General features: G+C 63.0%; 17 protein-coding genes. 10 read left to right on the plus strand and 7 right to left on the minus strand.

Annotated features, from left to right (window positions below):
• Positions 1 to 23: 23 nt before the first annotated feature.
• The 9 genes from AC1RGE_RS21705 to AC1RGE_RS21745 all read left to right on the plus strand — a co-directional run bounded on the left by AC1RGE_RS21705 (position 24) and on the right by AC1RGE_RS21745 (position 10426).
• Complete coding sequence (locus AC1RGE_RS21705; RefSeq protein ID WP_492585011.1) at positions 24 to 1706, plus strand: flavin monoamine oxidase family protein; 1683 nt, start codon at positions 24 to 26, stop codon at positions 1704 to 1706.
• A gap of 111 nt (positions 1707 to 1817) precedes the next feature.
• The gene (locus AC1RGE_RS21710; RefSeq protein WP_492585013.1) at positions 1818 to 2612 is read left to right on the plus strand and encodes a carbon-nitrogen hydrolase family protein; all 795 of its coding nucleotides are present in this window, start codon (positions 1818 to 1820) and stop codon (positions 2610 to 2612) included.
• A gap of 48 nt (positions 2613 to 2660) precedes the next feature.
• Positions 2661 to 5123 (plus strand): pyrroloquinoline quinone biosynthesis protein PqqF, encoded by a 2463-nt coding sequence (gene pqqF, locus AC1RGE_RS21715; protein ID WP_492585015.1) that lies wholly within the window; start codon positions 2661 to 2663, stop codon positions 5121 to 5123.
• Positions 5124 to 5279: 156 nt separating this feature from the next.
• Entirely contained in the window at positions 5280 to 5354 is a 75-nt protein-coding gene (gene pqqA / locus AC1RGE_RS21720) for a pyrroloquinoline quinone precursor peptide PqqA (protein WP_003194766.1), read from the plus strand.
• A gap of 104 nt (positions 5355 to 5458) precedes the next feature.
• Positions 5459 to 6370, plus strand: a complete 912-nt coding sequence (pqqB, locus tag AC1RGE_RS21725; RefSeq protein ID WP_492585017.1) for a pyrroloquinoline quinone biosynthesis protein PqqB — start codon at positions 5459 to 5461, stop codon at positions 6368 to 6370.
• Positions 6371 to 6462: 92 nt separating this feature from the next.
• Positions 6463 to 7215 carry a pyrroloquinoline-quinone synthase PqqC gene (gene pqqC, locus AC1RGE_RS21730; RefSeq protein WP_011063850.1) on the plus strand — a complete coding sequence of 251 codons (753 nt, stop codon included), beginning with the start codon at positions 6463 to 6465 and terminating at the stop codon, positions 7213 to 7215.
• Positions 7212 to 7487 (plus strand): pyrroloquinoline quinone biosynthesis peptide chaperone PqqD, encoded by a 276-nt coding sequence (pqqD, locus tag AC1RGE_RS21735; RefSeq protein WP_011063851.1) that lies wholly within the window; start codon positions 7212 to 7214, stop codon positions 7485 to 7487. Before pqqC ends, pqqD begins: the two co-directional genes overlap by 4 nt.
• A complete protein-coding gene (pqqE, locus tag AC1RGE_RS21740) occupies positions 7459 to 8628 on the plus strand; it encodes a pyrroloquinoline quinone biosynthesis protein PqqE (RefSeq protein ID WP_019094523.1) in 1170 nt (389 codons plus the stop codon). The genes pqqD and pqqE overlap by 29 nt, the downstream gene beginning before the upstream one ends.
• Positions 8594 to 10426 (plus strand): S9 family peptidase, encoded by a 1833-nt coding sequence (locus AC1RGE_RS21745; protein ID WP_258611245.1) that lies wholly within the window; start codon positions 8594 to 8596, stop codon positions 10424 to 10426. The genes pqqE and AC1RGE_RS21745 overlap by 35 nt, the downstream gene beginning before the upstream one ends.
• A 36-nt stretch (positions 10427 to 10462) precedes the next feature.
• On the opposite strand, the gene AC1RGE_RS21750 is transcribed toward AC1RGE_RS21745, so the two are convergent.
• From AC1RGE_RS21750 to AC1RGE_RS21765, 4 genes are all read right to left on the minus strand, one after another.
• Entirely contained in the window at positions 10463 to 10621 is a 159-nt protein-coding gene (locus AC1RGE_RS21750; protein ID WP_011063854.1) for a YqaE/Pmp3 family membrane protein, read from the minus strand.
• Positions 10622 to 10921: 300 nt separating this feature from the next.
• A complete protein-coding gene (locus AC1RGE_RS21755; protein WP_103290310.1) occupies positions 10922 to 11647 on the minus strand; it encodes a type 1 glutamine amidotransferase in 726 nt (241 codons plus the stop codon).
• Positions 11647 to 12930, minus strand: coding sequence for an aspartate aminotransferase family protein (locus AC1RGE_RS21760; protein ID WP_103290312.1), 1284 nt, complete (start codon positions 12928 to 12930; stop codon positions 11647 to 11649). Before AC1RGE_RS21760 ends, AC1RGE_RS21755 begins: the two co-directional genes overlap by 1 nt.
• Positions 12927 to 13625 carry an MOSC domain-containing protein gene (locus AC1RGE_RS21765; protein WP_492585019.1) on the minus strand — a complete coding sequence of 233 codons (699 nt, stop codon included), beginning with the start codon at positions 13623 to 13625 and terminating at the stop codon, positions 12927 to 12929. Before AC1RGE_RS21765 ends, AC1RGE_RS21760 begins: the two co-directional genes overlap by 4 nt.
• Positions 13626 to 13727: 102 nt before the next feature.
• Between AC1RGE_RS21765 and AC1RGE_RS21770 the strand changes: the two genes are divergently transcribed.
• Positions 13728 to 14657, plus strand: a complete 930-nt coding sequence (locus tag AC1RGE_RS21770; RefSeq protein WP_346624733.1) for a LysR family transcriptional regulator — start codon at positions 13728 to 13730, stop codon at positions 14655 to 14657.
• A gap of 237 nt (positions 14658 to 14894) precedes the next feature.
• Here the strand turns inward: AC1RGE_RS21770 and AC1RGE_RS21775 are convergent, their stop codons facing one another.
• The 3 genes from AC1RGE_RS21775 to AC1RGE_RS21785 all read right to left on the minus strand — a co-directional run bounded on the left by AC1RGE_RS21775 (position 14895) and on the right by AC1RGE_RS21785 (position 20037).
• A complete protein-coding gene (locus tag AC1RGE_RS21775) occupies positions 14895 to 16673 on the minus strand; it encodes an acyl-CoA dehydrogenase C-terminal domain-containing protein (protein WP_019094528.1) in 1779 nt (592 codons plus the stop codon).
• 183 nt (positions 16674 to 16856) lie between these two features.
• Positions 16857 to 18653, minus strand: a complete 1797-nt coding sequence (locus AC1RGE_RS21780; protein ID WP_236203613.1) for an acyl-CoA dehydrogenase C-terminal domain-containing protein — start codon at positions 18651 to 18653, stop codon at positions 16857 to 16859.
• Between the two features lie 91 nt (positions 18654 to 18744).
• Entirely contained in the window at positions 18745 to 20037 is a 1293-nt protein-coding gene (locus tag AC1RGE_RS21785) for a GGDEF domain-containing protein (protein ID WP_492585021.1), read from the minus strand.
• Positions 20038 to 20125 lie beyond the last annotated feature (88 nt).

Raw genomic sequence — 20125 nt, forward strand, 5'->3', positions numbered from 1 at the left:
TGAGCCGCCCGCCAAGGTCAGCCATGAACAAGAACAATCGCCATCCTGCAGACGGTAAGAAGCCGATCACCATTTTCGGCCCGGACTTCCCTTTCGCCTTCGACGACTGGATCGAGCATCCGGCCGGCCTGGGCAGCATTCCCCAGGCACGGCACGGCACCGAAGTGGCGATTGTCGGCGCCGGTATCGCCGGCCTGGTGGCGGCCTACGAGCTGATGAAGCTGGGCCTCAAGCCAGTGGTCTATGAAGCCTCGAAAATGGGCGGCCGCCTGCGCTCCCAGGCCTTTGAGGGAGCCGAAGGGGTCATCGCCGAGCTGGGTGGCATGCGCTTTCCGGTGTCGTCCACGGCCTTCTACCATTACGTCGACAAGCTCGGCCTTGAAACCAAGCCCTTTCCCAACCCGCTGACCCCGGCCTCGGGCAGTACCGTCATCGACCTCGAAGGCCAGACCCACTACGCCCAGAAACTCGCCGACCTGCCGGCGCTGTTCCAGGAAGTCGCCGATGCCTGGGCCGATGCCCTGGAAGATGGTTCGCGCTTCAGCGAAATCCAGCAGGCAATCCGTGACCGCGACGTGCCGCGCCTCAAGGAACTGTGGAACACCCTGGTGCCGCTGTGGGACGACCGCACCTTCTACGACTTCGTCGCCACCTCCAAGGCCTTCGCCAAGCTGTCGTTCCATCACCGTGAGGTGTTCGGCCAGGTGGGCTTCGGCACCGGCGGCTGGGACTCGGACTTCCCCAACTCGATGCTGGAAATCTTCCGCGTGGTCATGACCAACTGCGACGACCACCAGCACCTGGTGGTGGGCGGCGTCGAACAGGTGCCCCTGGGCATCTGGCGCCACGTGCCGGAGCGTTGTGCCCACTGGCCGGCCGGTACCAGCCTCAGCTCGCTGCACCACGGCGCGCCGCGTACCGGGGTCAAGCGCATTGCCCGGGCCGCCGATGGCCGTTTCAGCGTCACCGACAACTGGGGCGACACCCGGGAATACGCCGCGGTGCTGACCACCTGCCAGAGCTGGCTGCTGACCACCCAGATCGAATGCGAGGAATCGCTGTTCTCGCAAAAGATGTGGATGGCCCTGGACCGCACCCGCTACATGCAGTCGTCGAAGACCTTCGTCATGGTCGACCGGCCGTTCTGGAAGGACAAGGATCCGGAAACCGGTCGCGATCTGATGAGCATGACCCTCACCGACCGCCTGACCCGCGGCACCTACCTGTTCGACAACGGCGACGACAAGCCGGGGGTGATCTGCCTGTCCTACTCGTGGATGAGCGATGCCCTGAAGATGCTCCCGCAGCCGGTGGAAAAACGCGTGAAGCTGGCCCTGGATGCGCTGAAGAAGATCTACCCCAAGGTGGACATCGCCAGCCGTATCATCGGCGACCCGATCACCGTCTCCTGGGAGGCCGACCCGCATTTCCTCGGTGCCTTCAAGGGCGCGCTGCCGGGCCACTACCGCTACAACCAGCGGATGTACGCGCACTTCATGCAGGACGACATGCCCGCCGAGCAGCGCGGTATCTTCATCGCTGGTGACGATGTCTCCTGGACTCCGGCCTGGGTCGAGGGTGCGGTGCAGACCTCGCTGAACGCGGTGTGGGGGATCATGAAGCACTTCGATGGCGCTACCCACGCCGAGAACCCGGGCCCGGGGGATGTGTTCCACGAGATCGGGCCGATTGCCCTGGCCGACTGAAACCGGCGGCCGGGCAGGCGCTCGTTCCCGCAGGCTCGCCCTGCGGGGATGTCGTACGAACCTGCGACAGCGGCTACAGTGGCCGGTCTGTCAGTGAGTGGAGTGAAGACCATGCGCGTCGCCCTGTATCAGTGCCCGCCACGGCCGCTGGATGTGGCCGGCAACCTGCAACGCCTGCATCAGGTGGCCATGGAGGCCACCGATGCCGATCTGTTGGTGCTGCCGGAGATGTTTCTCAGCGGCTACAACATCGGCCTGGAAGCGGTGGGCGCTCTGGCCGAGGCCCAGGACGGCCCTTCGGCCCAGCGCATCGCCGCCATCGCCCAGGCCGCCCGCACGGCGATCCTCTATGGCTACCCGGAGCGCAGTGTCGACGGCCAGATCTACAACGCCGTGCAGTTGATCGACGCCCAGGGGCAGCGCCTGTGCAACTACCGCAAGACCCACCTGTTCGGTGACCTCGACCATTCGATGTTCAGCGCCGGCGAAGATGACTTTCCCCTGGTGGAACTGGACGGCTGGAAACTCGGCTTTCTGATCTGCTACGACATCGAGTTCCCGGAGAATGCACGACGCCTGGCCCTGGCAGGCGCGGAGCTGATTCTGGTGCCGACCGCCAACATGATCCCCTACGACTTCGTCGCCGACGTGACGATCCGTGCCCGGGCCTTCGAGAACCAGTGCTACGTGGCCTATGCCAACTACTGTGGCCATGAAGAACAGATCCGCTATTGCGGCCAGAGCAGCATCGCCGCCCCCGACGGCAGCCGGATTGCCCTGGCCGGTCTCGACGAAGCCCTGATCATCGGCACCCTGGACCGCCAACTGATGGGCGAATCCCGGGCACTCAACCGCTACCTGTCCGATCGCCGCCCCGAGCTTTACGACGACCTGAGCAAGCGCTGATCCGGGGATATCCGCTAGCATGAGCGCTTCTCTGTTCTGGAAGTGCTCATGCCCGCGCCGAATCACCCTCTGCCCCCACTGGAGACCCTGGCCAACGGCCTGCGGGTTTCCCTGCGTCATGCTCCCCATTTGAAACGCTGCGCCGCGACATTGCGCGTCGCCGCCGGCAGCCACGATGTGCCGCTGGCCTGGCCGGGCCTGGCGCACTTTCTGGAACACCTGCTGTTTCTCGGGACCGAGCGCTTTCCTGTCGAACAGGGGCTGATGGCCTATGTACGGGCCCAGGGCGGGCAACTGAACGCGCGAACCTGCGAACGTGCCACCGAGTTCTTTTTCGAGCTGCCGGCCAGCGCCTTTGCCGGTGGCCTGGAACGTCTGTGCGAGATGCTCGCTCAACCGCGCATGAGCCTGGAGGACCAACACCGGGAGCGGGAAGTCCTACACGCGGAGTTCATCGCCTGGTCCCGGGATGCGACAGCGCAGCGTCAGTTCGCACTGTTTGACGGTCTTCATGCCGCGCACCCGCTAAGGGCCTTCCATGCCGGCAACCGCTACAGCCTGAACCTGCCCAATAACGCCTTCCAGCAGGCCTTGCAGCAGTTCCATCGCGAGTATTACCAGGCCGGGCAAATGGTCTTGAGCCTCGCCGGCCCGCAGCCACTGGAGGAGCTCCGAGCCCTGGCGGAACGCTACGGCAGTTGCCTGCCGAGCGGTCAACACCTTGAGCAGACAGCGCCTCCCGCCCTAATGACCACGGGCAACCAGACTTACCAACAACTCAGCGGCCAGCGGCTGGACCTGCTGTTTGCTCTAGAGCGGCTGCCCGCGGGCGCTACTGCCGCTGTGGATTTTCTCTGCACCTGGCTGCAATCGGCCAAGCCCGGCGGGTTGCTGGCGGAACTCCAGCAGCGCCAACTGGCTCACAGCCTCAAGGCAACGCTCCTGTATGAGTTCGCCGGCCAGGCCCTGCTGCACCTGGAGTTCGATCTGACCAGCGTGGCGGCATCAGCCCCGGTTCAGGTACGCGAGCTGCTGACAGAGTGGCTGGGGTTCTTCAGTGCCCAGGCCGACTGGGCACCGTTGCGCGAAGAATATGCCTTGCTGCAACAGCGCCAGATCGAAGTTGCCAGCGCCCTGGAACTGTCCCGACGCGACAGCCGCCAAGCTGCCGATGGGCTGGATGAGTCGGGGCTGGCCGCCCTCAAGCAGGTGCTCAAGCAGTTGCAACCCCAGGCTGTGGAGCACTTCAGCCACGACTGGCGCCTGCCTCCTGCCAACCCCTTTCTGCGCAGCACGATCGAGGCACCACGGGCCGGGTTGATTCGTGGGCAGACCAGCGCTCATCGCGGGCTGCGCACCTTTGCCCAGGATCGCTCCCGGGGCCGCAAGGAAAGCTCGGCCCTGAGCTTCAGCCAGGCGCTGCCAGCAGATCCTTCTGGTAGCGCCCTGACTCTGCGCTGGCAACTGGCCTCGCCTGCCCCGATGGGCTTGCATGCCCGGTTGCTGCGCAGCCTGGCGACATTGCGCGACGATGCCCGCCAGGCCGGCGTAGAGCTGAACTTCACCTCTTGTGGCAAAGACTGGCTGCTGAAACTGCACGGTTTGCCGTCCCCCATGCCCGCAGTGCTACTGCAAGCATTGAAAGCCCTGGGACGACCTGCCGAGTCGTTCTGGCAGGAGCAGGCAAGCGTCAATGCTGAAGCGCCCCTGCTGCCGATCCGCCAATTGCTCAAGGCATTCAGCGAACAGCCACAGCCCGACAGCCCGGCCCAGCCCGACCCAGAGGCCTTGCAAGCACTCTGGGCCAGCGCTCGCTGGGACGGACTGGGCCTGGCGCTGCCAGCCGCCATCCAGGAAGCCTTGAGCCGAACCCTGCAACAGATGCCCGGCACAGCGGACGCCACCCTCTGCCGGCCGGTGCCAGCAGGCACCGGCCAGCAGTGGCAGAACCTGCCCGGGAGTGCCGGTGAGCATGCCCTGCTGCTGTTCTATCCCGTGCCCAGCGCCAGCCTTGCCGATGAAGCCGCATGGCGCCTACTCGGCCAGCTCTGCCAGACCCCGTTCTATCAGCGCCTGCGGGTGGAGCTGCAACTGGGTTATGGCGTCTTCAGTGCCGTTCGCCAGCGCAACGGCCGGACGGGTCTGTTGTTCGGCGTGCAATCCCCCGGCGCGACAGTCACCGAGATACTTCAGCACATCGCACAATTCCTTGAGCACCTGCCCGAACAACTCCAGGCACTCGACGAGCCCAGCTGGAATGATCAGCGACAGGCCCTGGCTCAACAGTTGCAGCCCGCGACCCTGCCCCTGGACCAGGCCATGGATTTGTTGTGGCAGGCAAAACTGGCCGGCCACTCGTCGGATTACCTGCCGCAGTTGCAAGGCTGCATAGAGGCCCTGACGCCCGCCATCGTGATCCAGGCCGCCCGCCAACTCAGAGAGGCTGCCGGCGGCTGCAGCGCGCTGGCCAACAGGTCGTGCCCGGGTGCACCCTGGCAAGTGGCAGAATGATCATTACCAGCGCTGCAATGAGCTTTCTTCAGAATTGCGGGCAACCTTCAGCGGGAATTTAGTAAGATAGCCTCCTAAGCATCTGAACATCTCCCGCCGGAGGTGGACTATATGTATAGGCAACCCCCGTCCCACCCACCTCAAAGGAGCAATTTTATGACCTGGTCCAAACCTGCTTACACCGACCTGCGTATCGGCTTCGAAGTCACCATGTACTTCGCCAGCCGCTAATTTCTGCCTCTGGCCAGAAACGCAGCGCAACGCCTCGGCCCGTCCGGGGCGTTTTTATTTTCAGTTCTCCGTCCTTTTTTCAGTCTTGAGCCCAGGGAGCGTCCATGTTTGTCCAGATTCTAGGTTCCGCCGCCGGCGGTGGTTTTCCGCAGTGGAACTGCAACTGTGTGAACTGCGCCGGATTTCGCGACGGTAGCCTGCGGGCCCAGGTGCGCACTCAATCGTCCATCGCGATTTCCGATGACGGGGTGAACTGGGTGCTGTGCAACGCCTCTCCGGATATCCGCGCGCAGTTGCAAAGCTTCGCCCCCATGCAACCGGGCCGCGCACTGCGGGACACCGGCATCGGCGCCATCATCCTCATGGACAGCCAGATCGACCACACCACCGGCCTGCTCAGCCTGCGTGAAGGCTGCCCGCACCAGGTCTGGTGCACCGACATGGTCCATGAAGACCTGAGCACCGGTTTCCCGCTGTTCAAGATGCTCAGCCACTGGAACGGCGGCCTGAGCTGGAACCGCATCGAGCTGGACCAGAGCTTCAGCATCCCCGCCTGCCCCAACCTGCGCTTCACGCCGCTGCCCCTGCGCAGCGCAGCGCCACCCTATTCGCCCCACCGTTTCGACCCGCACCCGGGGGACAACATCGGCCTGATCGTCGAAGACCTGCGCAGCGGCGGCAAACTCTTCTACGCGCCGGGCCTGGGCAAGGTCGACGCGCCACTCCTGGAGATCATGGCCGCCAGTGATGTGCTGCTGGTGGACGGCACCCTGTGGGAAGACGATGAAATGCAGCGTCGTGGCGTGGGCACCCGTACCGGCCGGGAAATGGGCCACCTGGCGCAGAACGGCCCCGGCGGCATGCTCGAAGTGCTGGAACAGTTGCCCCGCCAGCGCAAGGTGCTGATACATATCAACAACACCAACCCGATCCTCGATGAAGACTCCGCCGAACGTGCCGAACTGGTACGCCGAAAGGTGGAAGTGGCTTACGACGGAATGAGTATTGAGCTGTAGGGCGAATCGCCCACAAGCTCGCCCCACGAGCCTTGGCCCTTTTGCGTAGGAGCGGGCTTGCCCGCGAAAGGGCTGCCCCCCGGAGAACACACATGACCGACACCCCGCTGTCCGCCGCCGAATTCGAGCAGGCACTGCGCGCCAAAGGCGCCTACTACCACATCCATCACCCTTATCACGTGGCGATGTATGAAGGCCGGGCGACCCGCGAGCAGATCCAGGGCTGGGTCGCCAACCGCTTCTATTACCAGGTGAACATCCCCATGAAGGACGCGGCGATCCTCGCCAACTGTCCGGACCGGGAGATTCGCCGCGAATGGATCCAGCGCCTGCTGGACCATGACGGCGCCCCGGGCGAGGACGGCGGCATCGAGGCCTGGCTGCGCCTGGGCCAGGCCGTGGGCCTGGACCCGGACCAGTTGCGCTCCCAGGAACTGGTGCTGCCCGGTGTGCGCTTTGCCGTGGACGCCTATGTCAATTTTGCTCGCCGGGCCAGTTGGCAGGAGGCGGCCAGCAGCTCGCTGACCGAACTGTTCGCGCCGCAAATCCACCAGTCGCGCCTGGACAGCTGGCCCCAGCATTACCCATGGATCGACCCCACTGGCTACGAGTACTTCCGCACCCGCCTGGGCCAGGCCCGCCGCGATGTCGAGCACGGCCTGGCGATCACCCTGCAGCACTACACCACCCGTGCCGGCCAGGAACGCATGCTGGAAATTCTCCAGTTCAAACTGGACATCCTTTGGAGCATGCTCGACGCCATGAGCATGGCCTATGAACTGAACCGCCCGCCCTATCACAGCGTCACCGATCAGCGGGTCTGGCATAAGGGGATCACCCTATGAGTTTCGACCGCAGTAAAACCCCACGCTGGCGCCCCGGCTACCGCTTCCAGTATGAACCGGCGCAAAAGGGCCACGTCCTGCTGTACCCCGAGGGCATGATCAAGCTCAACGACAGTGCCGCCCTGATTGGCGGCCTGATCGATGGCGAACGTGACGTGGCGGCGATCATCAGCGAGCTGGAAATCCAGTTCCCGGGGGTGGCCGAGCTCGGTGAAGATATCGAGCAGTTCATGGAGGTCGCCCGTGCTCAGCACTGGATCGAACTCGCCTGAACCGGCGGTTCTGCCCGGCAAACCGGAAGTTGGCCTGCCGCTGTGGCTGCTGGCCGAGCTGACCTACCGCTGCCCGCTGCAGTGCCCCTACTGCTCCAACCCCCTGGACTTCGCCGAGCAGGGCAAGGAGCTGAGCACCGAGCAGTGGATCAAGGTATTTCGCGAAGCGCGGGAAATGGGTGCAGCGCAGCTGGGTTTCTCCGGCGGCGAGCCGCTGGTGCGCCAGGACCTGGCCGAACTGATCGGCGAGGCGCGCAAGCTGGGCTTCTATACCAACCTGATCACCTCCGGCATCGGCCTCACCGAGCAGAAGATCAGCGACTTCAAGAAAGCCGGCCTGGACCATATCCAGATCAGCTTCCAGGCCAGCGACGAACAGGTGAACAACCTGCTGGCCGGTTCGAAAAAAGCCTTCGCGCAGAAGCTGGAAATGGCCCGTGCGGTCAAGGCCCACGGCTATCCGATGGTGCTGAACTTCGTCACCCACCGGCACAACATCGACAAGATCGACCGCATCATCGAGCTGTGCATCGCACTGGAAGCCGATTTCGTCGAGCTCGCCACCTGCCAGTTCTACGGCTGGGCCCAGCTCAACCGCGTGGGCCTGCTGCCGACCAAGGAGCAACTGGTGCGCGCCGAGCGCATCACCAACGAATACCGCGCCAGGCTGGAAGCCCAAGGGCATCCCTGCAAGCTGATCTTCGTCACTCCGGACTACTACGAGGAGCGCCCCAAGGCCTGCATGAATGGCTGGGGCAGCATCTTCCTCACCGTGACTCCGGACGGCACCGCACTGCCTTGCCACGGCGCGCGGCAGATGCCGGTGCAGTTCCCCAATGTGCGCGACCACAGCATGCAGCACATCTGGTACGACTCATTCGGTTTCAACCGCTTTCGCGGGTACGACTGGATGCCCGAACCCTGCCGCTCCTGCGACGAGAAGGAAAAGGACTTCGGCGGCTGCCGCTGCCAGGCCTTCATGCTCACCGGAGATGCCAGCAATGCCGATCCGGTGTGCAGCAAATCGCCACACCATGGGATGATCCTCCAGGCCCGTGAAGAATCTGAAACGGCCACCCACACCATCGAGCAACTGGCTTTTCGCAATGAACGAAACTCCCGCCTCATCGCCAAGGGTTGAGCCCTTCAGCGCCAGCCAGGCCACTACGGCCGGGGTCGATTTTGCCGAACTGCAACTGACGACCCACGGCCTGTTCTGGAATGAATATCGTCCCGAGGACGGCCGCTGCCGAATCTGGCAACGGCATCAGGGCCAGGCCCAGTGCCTGACGCCAACCGGCTTCAGCGTGCGCAGCAGGGTCTATGAATACGGTGGTGGCGCCTTCTGCCTCAGCGATGATGCCCTGCTGTTCGTCAACGAGGCGGACCAGCAGCTGTATCGCCAGCCCCTGGCCGGTGGAGCGCCCAGCGCCTTGACTCAAGGCACGTGCCGCTACGGTGACCTGCGATGCCACGCTGGCCAGGTGCTGGCCGTTGAGGAGTGTGCCGAACAACACCAACTGGTGAGCATTGACAGCATCACCGGTCAACGCCGGCTACTGGCTGCCGGGGCCGACTTCTATGCCGCTCCTACCCTCAGCCCCAATGGTCTGCGCCTGGCCTGGATCGAGTGGGACCGGCCCCATCAACCTTGGACCAGCACCCGCCTGATGCTTGCTGAGCGCCTGGGCAACGGGACCTGGGGGGATCCCCGCTGCGTGGCGGGCGATGGCGAGCCAGAGTCACTGCAACAGCCGCGCTTCGACCAGCACGATCATCTGTATTGTCTCAGCGATCGCGGCGGTTTCTGGCAACCCTGGACCGAGTCGAGCGATGGTTTGCGGCCGTTGCCCAGCACCGCCGCGGACCATGCCCCGGCGCCTTGGCAACTGGGAAGTTGCACCTGGCTGCCCCTGGGCGGCGATGCCTGGTTTGGCAGCTGGACCGAGCAGGGTTTTGGCCGCCTCGGGCTGCGTCAGGACGACGGTTTCCAGCAGGACTTTAGCGGCAACTACAGCCGCTTCCGCAGCCTGGCGCTGGACCAGCACTACCTGTACTGCATCGCGGCCTCGCCTGTCAGCCCCTCGGCCGTTATCGCCATAGACCGCAAGACCCGGCAGGTCCAAGTCCTGGCGGGAGGGATTGCCCCTCTGCCGGCGGAACGCATCAGCCGCCCGCAGACCCTGTGCTACCCCAGCGGCGACGGCCAGGCCCACGGTTTCTTCTACCCGGCCATGAACGGTGTCAACCGGCCGCCCCTGGTGGTATTCATCCACGGCGGCCCGACTTCGGCCTGTTACCCGATACTCGACCCGCGTATCCAGTTCTGGACCCAGCGCGGCTTTGCCGTGGCCGACCTGAACTACCGCGGCAGCACCGGATATGGCCGGGCCTATCGCCAGGCCCTGCACCTGCGCTGGGGCGAGGTGGATGTGCAAGACGCCTGCGCCGTGGTGGCCCACCTGGATGAGCAGGGGCTGATCGATCCGCAACAGGCATTCATACGCGGCGGCAGCTCGGGGGGCTACACCACCCTCTGCGCCCTGGCCTTCGCCAAGGTCTTCTGCGCCGGAGCCAGCCTCTACGGAGTCAGCGATCCGATCAGCCTGGCCCGCGCCACCCACAAGTTCGAAGGCGACTACCTGGACTGGCTGATCGGCGATCCTGAACGCGACAGCGAACGTTATCTGGCCCGTACTCCCCTGGCCCACGCCAGCAGCATCGGTGTGCCGGTGGTGTTTTTCCAGGGCGAGCAGGATGCGGTGGTGGTGCCCAAGCAGACTCGCGACATGCTCAAGGCACTACAGGACCAGGGCATCGCCGCCGAGGCCCACTACTATCCCGATGAGCGCCACGGCTTTCGCAAGGCCAGCAACCAGGCCCACGCCCTGGAGCAGGAGTGGCGGTTTTACCGCCGAGTGTTGCAGGCACAGCACTGATCAGCTACTGCCCGTTCCCCTGGAACGGGCAGACCATCAGCGTTTGGCGATGATGTACACCGCATGCACGATCCCCGGAATGTAGCCGCACAGGGTCAGCAGGATGTTCAGCCAGAAAGCGCCGCCAAACCCCACTTGCAGGAAGACCCCCAGGGGCGGCAAGAGAATGGCGAAGATGATGCGGATCAAGTCCATGGGCAGCTCCTGATAACAATCGGCTCGAATGAGCCTTACCTGCAATCGACCTTGGCTATACGCCAGGGTTCAGAGCGAATTCGAGGCCGCGCAGCCACTCGGGCGAGGATCTGGAGGCCATGTTCCTGCACCACGCTCAACAGCTTGAGGGCCATGGCGCCCGTACAACGAGCCGGTACTTGAAGGAGGTTGCAAGAACAAAGAGGGGGGGGTTGAAAAAGCTGGAGATAAAAAAACGCCCCGTGCGAAAAATCGGACACGGGGCGATGCGTTATACCGCGAGACGGTTCAGGAAGTCAGTCAACGTAAGGTCGCATGTGGCCCGGAAAGGTAATCCAGCACCCGGAACAGAGTGGGTGCCAGACCACTGCAATGCGGGATTCCGGCGAGAATCGCCTGTTGATCCTCGACGCTATCGGGCTCGGCGCTGTGTTCAGCGCTCAGCCAACCGTTGGGGCGCGCCTGCAAAAGTGCCTCGATGCTGTGCAAGTCGCTCTGCAACAGGCATTGCAAGCCGATGGCCCGCTCCTGCCAGATAAAGCCCTGATGATCGCAGGCCGCCGAGCGATAGAGCGGCAACGCGCCCTTGGGCAGATCGAAGCTTTCGCCGTGCCAATGAAAGGCCATCAGACGTTCCGGCAAGGCCAGCCCCAGAGGCGAGTCCTGGGCATTGGGGTACTTTTCCACAGGCCACCAGCCAATCTCCCGCGCTGCACTGGGGCGAACCTGCGCCCCCAGCGCCTGCGCCAGGAGCTGGCCACCCAGGCCGATGCCCAGCACGCGCTTGCCGGCAGACACGGCCTTGCGCAACAGGCGTTTTTCCGCGGCCAGCCACGGAGTCTGGGCCTCGTCGTGCACACTCATGGGCCCACCCAGAGCGATCAGCAGGTCGAAACTGTCGAGCCGCGGCAAACGTGCCTGGGCGTACAGATGGCAGATATGCACGGCGCTCGCCCGCTCCAGCAGCCACTGGTTAATCCGCCCCGGCCCGGAGGCAGGCGAATGTTGCAGGATCAGTACACGCATCAGACGGCCACTCCCTTGCGACACTGCAATTGCGCCGTGCGCACCCGGGAAAAAGCCCGGGCCAGGCGCAGGAGCATCTCGTCGATATTGCCTTTGCTGACACTCAATGCCGGGGTAAAACGCAGGCAGTCCGGTTGCGGCGCGCTGAGCAGCAAGCCTTCATGCAAGGCGGCCTTGACCACCGCGCCGGCGGACTCATCCGCCAGGGTCATGCCCCAGAACAAACCCTGCCCCCGCACTTGGCCCTGTGCATACCGGCTCGCCAGGCGGGTCAGTTCCTGCCCCAGATACTGGCCGTTATGGCGCGCCTGCTGAAGAAAGCCATGCTCCTGCAAGCTGTCCAGAACCGCCAGGCCGGCCGAGGTCATCAGCGCATTGCCATGGTGAGTACCATCCAGCTCGCCCGCCTCGAAACAGCAGGCCTTGCCCCGTGCCAGCAGCGCCGCCAGTGGCACGCCACCGCCGAGCCCCTTGCCCAGAGCGATGATGTCGGCACGCACGCCATACAGCTGTTCGGCCAGCAGGGTGCCGCAGCGGCCGATGCCAGTCTGGACCTCATCGAGAATCAGCAGGATGCCCAGTTCACGGCACAGGCGCTCGACACCCTTGAGGTAATGCTCGGTCGCCGGAATGACACCAGCCTCACTCTGGATCGGCTCCAGCATGATCGCCACGGTTTGCGCATCCACCGCCGCGTGCAAGGCCGGCAGATCGTTGAACGGCACCTGGCTGAAACCCGGCAGCCCGGGGCCGAAACGATTGCCCGGAGCGCCGCTGCCAGCCGCCGACAACGCAGCAAAGCCACGACCATGGCAGCTCTGGCTGGCGGTGATGATGCCAGCCGCGCCGCCACGATGCAGTTGCCCCCATTTACGCGCCAGCTTGATTGCGGCCTCGCAAGCTTCAGTGCCGCTGCTCAGCAGGTAGGCCTGGTCGCTGCCGGTGCTGCGGCACAGGCGATCGGCCAGCTTGAGCATCCCACGGTTGTAGAACCCGGAACCCGGGTTGATCAGCGACTGCGCCTGCTCGGCAAGCGCGGCGACCAGGACCGACGGGCTGTGGCCAAGACTGTTGGCGGCCCCGGCCTGGGTGAAGTCCAGGTAAGTACGGTCTTCACTGTCCCATAGCCAAGAGCCCTGGCCGCGCACGAAGACCGGTTGGGGACGCTGCACACTGGGCATCAGGCACTCGTTGGAAAAGGCCGGGGCCGAAGCGTTTGCATAGGGCTCGGCGGCCAGATCTTCCAGGCTCGGCACAGTGCGGCGCAGGTTGAACAGATTCATGCCCGCAGGCCCTCCAGCGGCAGCCCCAGCAGGCGCGCGGACCAGTCTTCAACCCGGCCAGTACGCATGCGCTTGATAGCGATATCACGCCAGCGCGAGGAAAGCGCCGGGCAATCAATGAGGGTTTTCAAGCCAGCATGCTCCAGAGGTTCCTGGAAAAAACAGCGCAGGGCCCAGGCCACGGTGAGGCCGGGGTAACTGCGCTGAATCAGTTCAAAGGGTTCATCCGCTTGTACGAAACCTGGCTTGAGGACCCGGTAAAACCAGCCGCAACGACCATTGTCCTGGGCCTGTTGCGGCAGATTGGCCAGGCCCCAGCGATGGCTCAGGCGATAGCAGGGCGAACGCGGCTGGCTGACCTGCAATAGCGCACCGCCCCAGCGAAACAGATCGCCCAGGCACACCTGTTCTTCGGTGAGGCCATGGGTGGACAGGTTTTCACCGAAGGCCGGCGCGCACCAGTCGAACTGTGGGTAACGTTTGCGCCAGTGGTCATAGTGTTCAGCGGGGTAATGATGCAAGGCGCGCTCGGGACCGGTGTGAAAGCGCGGATCGCCGTGCTCATCGCTGCCCAGGCCTTGTGGCCACAACCAGAGTCGGTTGGCAACCGGGTACTTGTCAGTGTCGCTGACCAGACCCTGGCCGAGATTTTTTGCCTTGCCTATGTAAACACCATCGACGTAAACGGTATTCATCGCCCTTCGTGGCCCTGTAAGCCTTGTGAATAGGCGCTAGACTAGGCCCCTCCGGGGCTTCGGGCCATTTCGTTTTTTAAGCTTTTTCGATAAGAAATACTTATGGATTTTAAGCAACTGCGTTATTTCGTCGCGGTGTATGAAGAAGGTCATGTGGGACGTGCCGCCGAACGGCTGTCGATCTCGCAACCGGCGCTTTCCCAGCAGATCCGCCAGCTGGAACAGAACCTCGACGTCAGCCTGTTCGAGCGCAGCAGTAAACGCCTGTTGCCGACACTGGCAGCGCATACGCTGTACAACCACGCCCTGCCCCTGCTCGACGGCTTGCAACAGGCCCGCGAAGCCTTGCGCAACTTCAAGGGCCAGGCGCTGCGCACCTTGGCGATCGGCGTACTGCAAACCGTGCATACCAGCCTGGTGCCGCAGATGCTTGAGCGTGTACGCAAGGCCCAGCCCCATCTTGTGGTGCAGATCTATGAATTGACCGGCCTGGAGATCGAAAGGCGCCTGCTCAATGGCTCGCTGGATATCGGCATCAGCTACCTGCCGCCACGCCAGCCAGGTCTGCATGGGGTACCGCTGTACGAAGATGAACTGACTCTGGTCATCCCGGAGCAGCATCCGCTGCGCGAGTTCAAGAAGGTCTCCATGAGCCAGGCAGCAGAGTTGCCGATGCTGTTGTTGGGAGAGGAGTTCCAGATCCGCCAGATCTGGCAGGCTCAACTGGCCAATCTGGGGCGGCGCCCGCAGGTGCAGGCGGAGCTGAACAACATGGCCGGGATTCTCGACAGCCTGCCCCATACACGGCTGGCCACCGTGCTTCCCGGACGCTCCCAACAGCAGCACGGCAACAAGGAACTGTTGTGGAAACCGCTGAGCGAGCCCAGGGTGCCGCTAAAGGTGGGGTTGGTCTGCCGGGATCTGCAGCGTCAGCAAGGGACGCTGGAGCTGCTGCGCAGTTTGTTGGAAGACTCGATGAATGCGCAGGAACCGCGCCTGGGGGGAACTTCCGCCGTGGATGTGCCGGGATAAGCCTGCCAAAATAAAAAACCCGGACAAAAGAAAACCCCGCCGAAGCGGGGCTTTGCAGACTGTTTCCCTGACATCCTTTTCACTCCACCATCCTGGCGGAATCCTACGTGTCCGTGTTGTTGCTTTGCGCTTCCTGCGCGACGTCCATGTGAAGTAGATTAGCTTCAGCCGTCATCTACCGATATGGACGATCAGCAGCACGTTATGTAAGAGATGACTTACAAACGCCCTTGCTGGTTAAAACTGCTCAGCCTGCAACAGGAACAGCGATTCGCTACCGGCCTTGACCGAGGCGCTAAGCGAGTGGATACGCGGCAGCAGGCGGGCGAAGTAGAACCGCGCCGTCCCCAGTTTGCTGGCATAGAAGTCGTCTTCCTGCTCCTTGCCCAACGCAGCCTTGGCCATCAGTGCCCACATGTAGGCGTAGGCGGTGTAGCCAAATACCTGCAGGTATTCCACCGACGCTGCCCCGATTTCGTTGGGGTTGCTGGCGGACCGGTCCAATACCCAGGCGGTCAGCTCATCCAGATTGTCCAGCGCCGCGTTCAGCGGGCGGGTGAACTCCCCCCATTGCTCATCCGCCGTAGCAGTGAAATGGCGGATCTCGTCGGCAAACAGCTTATAGAACGCACCGCCGCTCCCGACGATCTTGCGTCCCACCAGATCCAGAGCCTGGATACCGTTGGTGCCCTCGTAGATCTGGGTAATCCGTACATCGCGCACCAGTTGTTCCTGGCCCCACTCACGGATATAGCCATGGCCGCCGAAGATCTGCTGGCCATGAACCGTGGTTTCCAGACCCAGGTCGGTCAGGAAAGCCTTGGCCACCGGGGTCAGCAATGCCACCAGGCTTTCCGCGCGCTTGCGGGTATCCGGATCTTCGCTGAACTTGGCGGTATCCAATTGCATCGCCACATAGGTGGAAAATGCCCGGCCGCCTTCGTTTGCAGCCTTCATGGTCAGCAGCATGCGCCGCACATCCGGGTGCACAATGATCGGGTCGGCTACCTTGTCCTTGGCTTGCGGGCCGGTAGGCGAGCGGCTCTGCAGGCGATCACGGGCATATTCAATAGCGTTCTGGTAGGAACGCTCGCCAGTGGCCAGCCCCTGGATACCTACCCCCAAACGCTCGTAGTTCATCATGGTGAACATGGCCGCCAGGCCCTTGTTCGGTTCACCCACCAGGTAACCGATGGCCTGATCGAAGTTCATCACGCACGTGGCCGAAGCCTGGATGCCCATCTTGTGCTCGATCGAACCACAGGTCACCGGGTTGCGCTCGCCCAGGCTGCCATCGGCATTGACCATGAACTTGGGCACCAGGAACAGGGAAATCCCCTTGGGACCAGCCGGCGCATCCGGCAGCTTGGCCAGCACCAGGTGAATGATGTTTTCCGTCAGGTCGTGCTCACCACCGGTAATGAAGATCTTGGTTCCGCTGATGGCATAGGAACCGTCGGCCCGAGGCTCGGCCTTGGTGCGGATAATCCCCAGATCGGTACCGGCATGGGGCTCGGTCAGGCACATGGAGCCTGCCCAGACACCGGCATACATGTTCGGCAGGTAGGTGGCTTTCAGCTCTTCGCTGGCATGGGCGTTGATCGACAGGCAGGCCCCGGCAGTCAGCATCGGGTACAGACCAAAGGCCAGGCTCGCGGAGTTGACCATTTCCTCGACCTGGGCCGATACCGCCTTGGGCATGCCCATGCCGCCGAACTCGGGATCGCCACCCACGCCGACCCAGCCACCTTCGGCGTAGGTCTGATAGGCCTGTGGAAAACCTTCAGGGGTGGTCACCACGGTGTTGTCCCAGTGGCAACCTTCCTCGTCGGCACCGCGACTCAGCGGAGCAATGCTTCTGGCGGTGACTTTGCCCGCTTCCTCCAGAATCGCCTCGACCGTCTCGACATCCACAGTCTCAGCCAGAGCCGGCAACTGGGCCCAGAGTTTGGCGACCTCGAAAACTTCATTGAGGACGAAGCGCATATCGCGCAAGGGCGCTTTGTAGTCAGCCATGGCAAACCTCGCAAGAACTAAAAAAGCGGGCCGAAACGGACCCATTTAGAAAACCAGAGTGTACCCGAACAACTTTTGCGACACATAGGGTCAATTAGTGACCTTTATGTAATTTTTAGTCACAGATATTCCCAAGCACGAAAAAACCCGCAGCAGCGGGCTTTGTTCGTGCCGCCCTAGCAGTTACAAGGCGAACAACTGCGCGGGAAGCTTCATCAGGCAATCACTGCCGGCCTCGATGGCCGCCCGATGAGCCCCCGTACGGGGCAGCAGGCGCTTGAAATAGAACTCGCAGGTGATCAGCTTGGCGGTGGCGAAGTCCTGGTCGCCCTGCCCGGCGTCCAGTTGCTGCTGGGCGACCAGAGCCATGCGCAACCAGAAATAGGCCAGGACGATGTAGCCGCTGTACATCAGGTAATCCAAGGCCGCGCCCCCCACTTCGTCGGGGTTGTTCATGGCTGCCATGCCGACCTTGGTGGTCAACTCGCCCCACTGACGGTTCAAGGCATCGAGTTGCGCGACATAAGCCTGGAGCTGCGGATGCTCGGCATGCGCGCTGCAGAACTTGTGCACAATCCGGGTAAAGCCCAGCAGCAGCTTGCCCTGGCTGCCCAGCACTTTGCGGCCCAGCAGGTCCAGGGCCTGGATGCCATTGGTACCTTCATAGATCGGCGCAATGCGGCAATCACGTACCAACTGCTCCATGCCCCATTCGCGAATAAACCCATGACCGCCGAACACCTGCATGCCGTGGTTGGTCACTTCCAGCCCGGTCTCGGTCATGAAGGCCTTGCAGATCGGGGTGAGGAACGCCAGGAGGTTCTCGGCGTCCTGGCGCTGGGCTTCATCGCGGCTCAGATGCGCCACATCCAGCAACTGGGCGGTGAAGTAGGCCAGGGCCCGGTTGCCTTCGTTGAACGCCTTCATGGTCAGCAGCATGCGCCGCACATCAGGGTGGACGATGATCGGGTCCGCCGCCTTGTCCGGAGACTTGGGGCCGGTCAGCGACCGCATCTGCAAACGATCGTTGGCGTATCTGATCGCCCCCTGGAAGCTGGTTTCACCCAGACACAGGCCCTGCATTCCGGTCCCCAGGCGGGCGTGGTTCATCATGGTGAACATGCAGTTCAGGCCTTTGTTGGCCTGACCAATCAGAAAGCCCCTGGCACCGTCGAAGTTCAGTACACAGGTCGCGGACGCCTTGATCCCCATCTTGTGCTCGATGGAGCCGCAGCTCACGCCATTGCGCTCGCCGGCCTCACCTGCCGCATCCGGCAGGAACTTGGGCACGATGAACAGCGAAATACCCTTGGTTCCGGCCGGCGCGTCCGGCAGCTTGGCCAACACCAGGTGAACGATGTTCTCGCTCATGTCGTGCTCGCCGGCGGAGATGAAGATCTTGCTCCCCGTCACCGCATAGCTGCCGTCTGCCTGGGGCACCGCGCGAGTCTTGATGATGCCAAGATCAGTGCCGCAATGGGCTTCGGTCAGGCACATGGTGCCGGTCCATTGCCCGGCGGTGAGCTTGCCCAGGTACAACTGCTTCTGTTCCGCGCTGCCATGGGCATGAATAGCCGACATGGCACCGTGCGTCAGGCCCGGGTACATGCCCCAGGAGGTGTTGCTGGAGCCCACCATCTCGCTGATCACCAGCCCCAGCGAGTGGGGCAGTCCCTGGCCGCCATAGGCCGGATCGGCGGCCAACCCGTGCCAGCCGCCTTCAACGTACTGGGCGAAAGCCTGCTTGAAGCCCTTGGGCGTGGTGACCACGCCGTTATCAAAGTGGCAACCTTCCTCGTCACCGGAACGGTTCAACGGGGCCAGGACGTTTTCGCAGAATTTCGCGCCTTCCTCGAGGATGGCACTGACCATGTCCGGGCTGGCGTCAGTGGCCCCCAACGCCGCGTAACTGGCATGAAAGTCGAAGACGTGATCGATCAGAAAGCGCATGTCGCGCAAGGGGGCTTGATACTCGGGCATGGTGGTTTCTCCGGCAGCAGATCAGACCAACCTACTGCCGCCGCCCTCAGCCTGCCAATGACTGTGCAGGCGCTGAATGCGCCATCATCACTCAACCCGCAGCTGTATCCATGCGCACCGCACCGCGGCGGTTCTGCCCGAATGCAATGACACAGTTACGCCCCGCCCCCTTGGCGCTGTAGAGCGCCTGGTCTGCAGCCTTGAGCACTTCCTCCGGAGTCCGGTGCTCTGCCAGCCGCTCGGCGACGCCGATACTGATGGTCACCGAGACACTGGACGCGGCAGCGACACCGCGACGCTGGCGACCCTGCTGGTCGTCCTGAGGGCGGTTGTCCTGATTACGCAGTTGAATGTTGTAGGTGGCGATGATCTCGCGAATCATCTCCAGATGCGGCATGCATTCGTCCATGGTCTTGCCGACGAACACCACGGCAAACTCCTCGCCTCCGTAACGGTAGGCCCGGCCGCCCCCGGTAACTTTCGAGAGCTTGCTGGCCACCAGGCGCAACACCTGGTCGCCCACATCGTGCCCGTGGGTGTCATTGAATTTCTTGAAGTGATCGACGTCGGTCATCGCCAGCACATAGTTGCGCCCCAGGCGCTGCATGCGCTCGTTAAGCGCGCGGCGCCCCGGCAGGCCGGTCAGCTCGTCGCGGAACGCCATCTGGTAGGCCTCGTGGGCGACAGCAGCAGCGATCATCAGCATCACCTGGCTGCACATGATGTTCAGGGTGAACGGCAGGATGAAGGTCTTGGGCAGCATCCAGAACAGCCCCAGGAGCCCCACCAGTTGCGCCGCGTGCAGCGGACGCGGGCTGCGCCAGTACTGGATCGCCAGCAGCAGGAAGGCTGCGAAGAACACTGGATACGACAACTGGATCAAACTCATCCAACTGCCATGCAGGGCCGGCCAGCGGATCTCCGCCAACCAGTTCAGCAGAGCCTGCGGGTAACTCTGCTCGAGCCCCAGAGCCACACTGCCGAAGGCCAGCAGCACGGCAAAACGCGCCACCATGTCCTGGAACAGGTGCGTGCGCTCCTGCCAGGCAGCGAACAGGCCGAACAACAGGGGCAGCAACAGGCAGCAGAGATGGAACACCACCGCCGCGTCTTCCCGGACCCTGCCGTTGTCCCGGTAGTAGTCGGTCTGGGTGTCCAGCAGGAAATAGGCGATGTACACGGTGACCATCAAGAACAGTTCGCGCTGACGCCGATACACCGCGCAATACGCCCCGCCCAGCAACAGCACCAAGGTTGGCAGCACGTTGAACAGCGAGGTGAAGAAGACGTTGAGGTCCTTGACGTAGGCGGCCGCCAGCCCCGCAAGCAGAAGCAGTAAAGACGGTACAAAGTGACTGAAACGTACAGCGAAAGAACGCGGCAAGGGTAAAACTCCGACCCGGCTGATCAATGAATGGCATTGTGCCTTCATTTGTTGAAGTTAAGCACACGCGGTGTGATGGACATCACAT

Source organism: Pseudomonas sp. GW823-FHT02C05 (genome assembly GCF_058797595.1).

Excerpts from the sequence above, each read along its gene's own strand:
- AC1RGE_RS21705 (WP_492585011.1), top strand. The coding sequence starts at position 24 with ATGAACAAGAACAATCGCCATCCTGCAGACGGTAAGAAGCCGATCACC.
- AC1RGE_RS21775 (WP_019094528.1), bottom strand. The coding sequence starts at position 16,673 with ATGGCTGACTACAAAGCGCCCTTGCGCGATATGCGCTTCGTCCTCAAT.
- AC1RGE_RS21745 (WP_258611245.1), top strand. The coding sequence starts at position 8,594 with ATGAACGAAACTCCCGCCTCATCGCCAAGGGTTGAGCCCTTCAGCGCC.
- pqqD (WP_011063851.1), top strand. The coding sequence starts at position 7,212 with ATGAGTTTCGACCGCAGTAAAACCCCACGCTGGCGCCCCGGCTACCGC.
- AC1RGE_RS21710 (WP_492585013.1), top strand. The coding sequence starts at position 1,818 with ATGCGCGTCGCCCTGTATCAGTGCCCGCCACGGCCGCTGGATGTGGCC.
- AC1RGE_RS21780 (WP_236203613.1), bottom strand. The coding sequence starts at position 18,653 with ATGCCCGAGTATCAAGCCCCCTTGCGCGACATGCGCTTTCTGATCGAT.
- AC1RGE_RS21755 (WP_103290310.1), bottom strand. The coding sequence starts at position 11,647 with ATGCGTGTACTGATCCTGCAACATTCGCCTGCCTCCGGGCCGGGGCGG.
- AC1RGE_RS21760 (WP_103290312.1), bottom strand. The coding sequence starts at position 12,930 with ATGAATCTGTTCAACCTGCGCCGCACTGTGCCGAGCCTGGAAGATCTG.
- pqqB (WP_492585017.1), top strand. The coding sequence starts at position 5,459 with ATGTTTGTCCAGATTCTAGGTTCCGCCGCCGGCGGTGGTTTTCCGCAG.
- AC1RGE_RS21750 (WP_011063854.1), bottom strand. The coding sequence starts at position 10,621 with ATGGACTTGATCCGCATCATCTTCGCCATTCTCTTGCCGCCCCTGGGG.
- pqqC (WP_011063850.1), top strand. The coding sequence starts at position 6,463 with ATGACCGACACCCCGCTGTCCGCCGCCGAATTCGAGCAGGCACTGCGC.
- AC1RGE_RS21765 (WP_492585019.1), bottom strand. The coding sequence starts at position 13,625 with ATGAATACCGTTTACGTCGATGGTGTTTACATAGGCAAGGCAAAAAAT.
- AC1RGE_RS21770 (WP_346624733.1), top strand. The coding sequence starts at position 13,728 with ATGGATTTTAAGCAACTGCGTTATTTCGTCGCGGTGTATGAAGAAGGT.
- pqqF (WP_492585015.1), top strand. The coding sequence starts at position 2,661 with ATGCCCGCGCCGAATCACCCTCTGCCCCCACTGGAGACCCTGGCCAAC.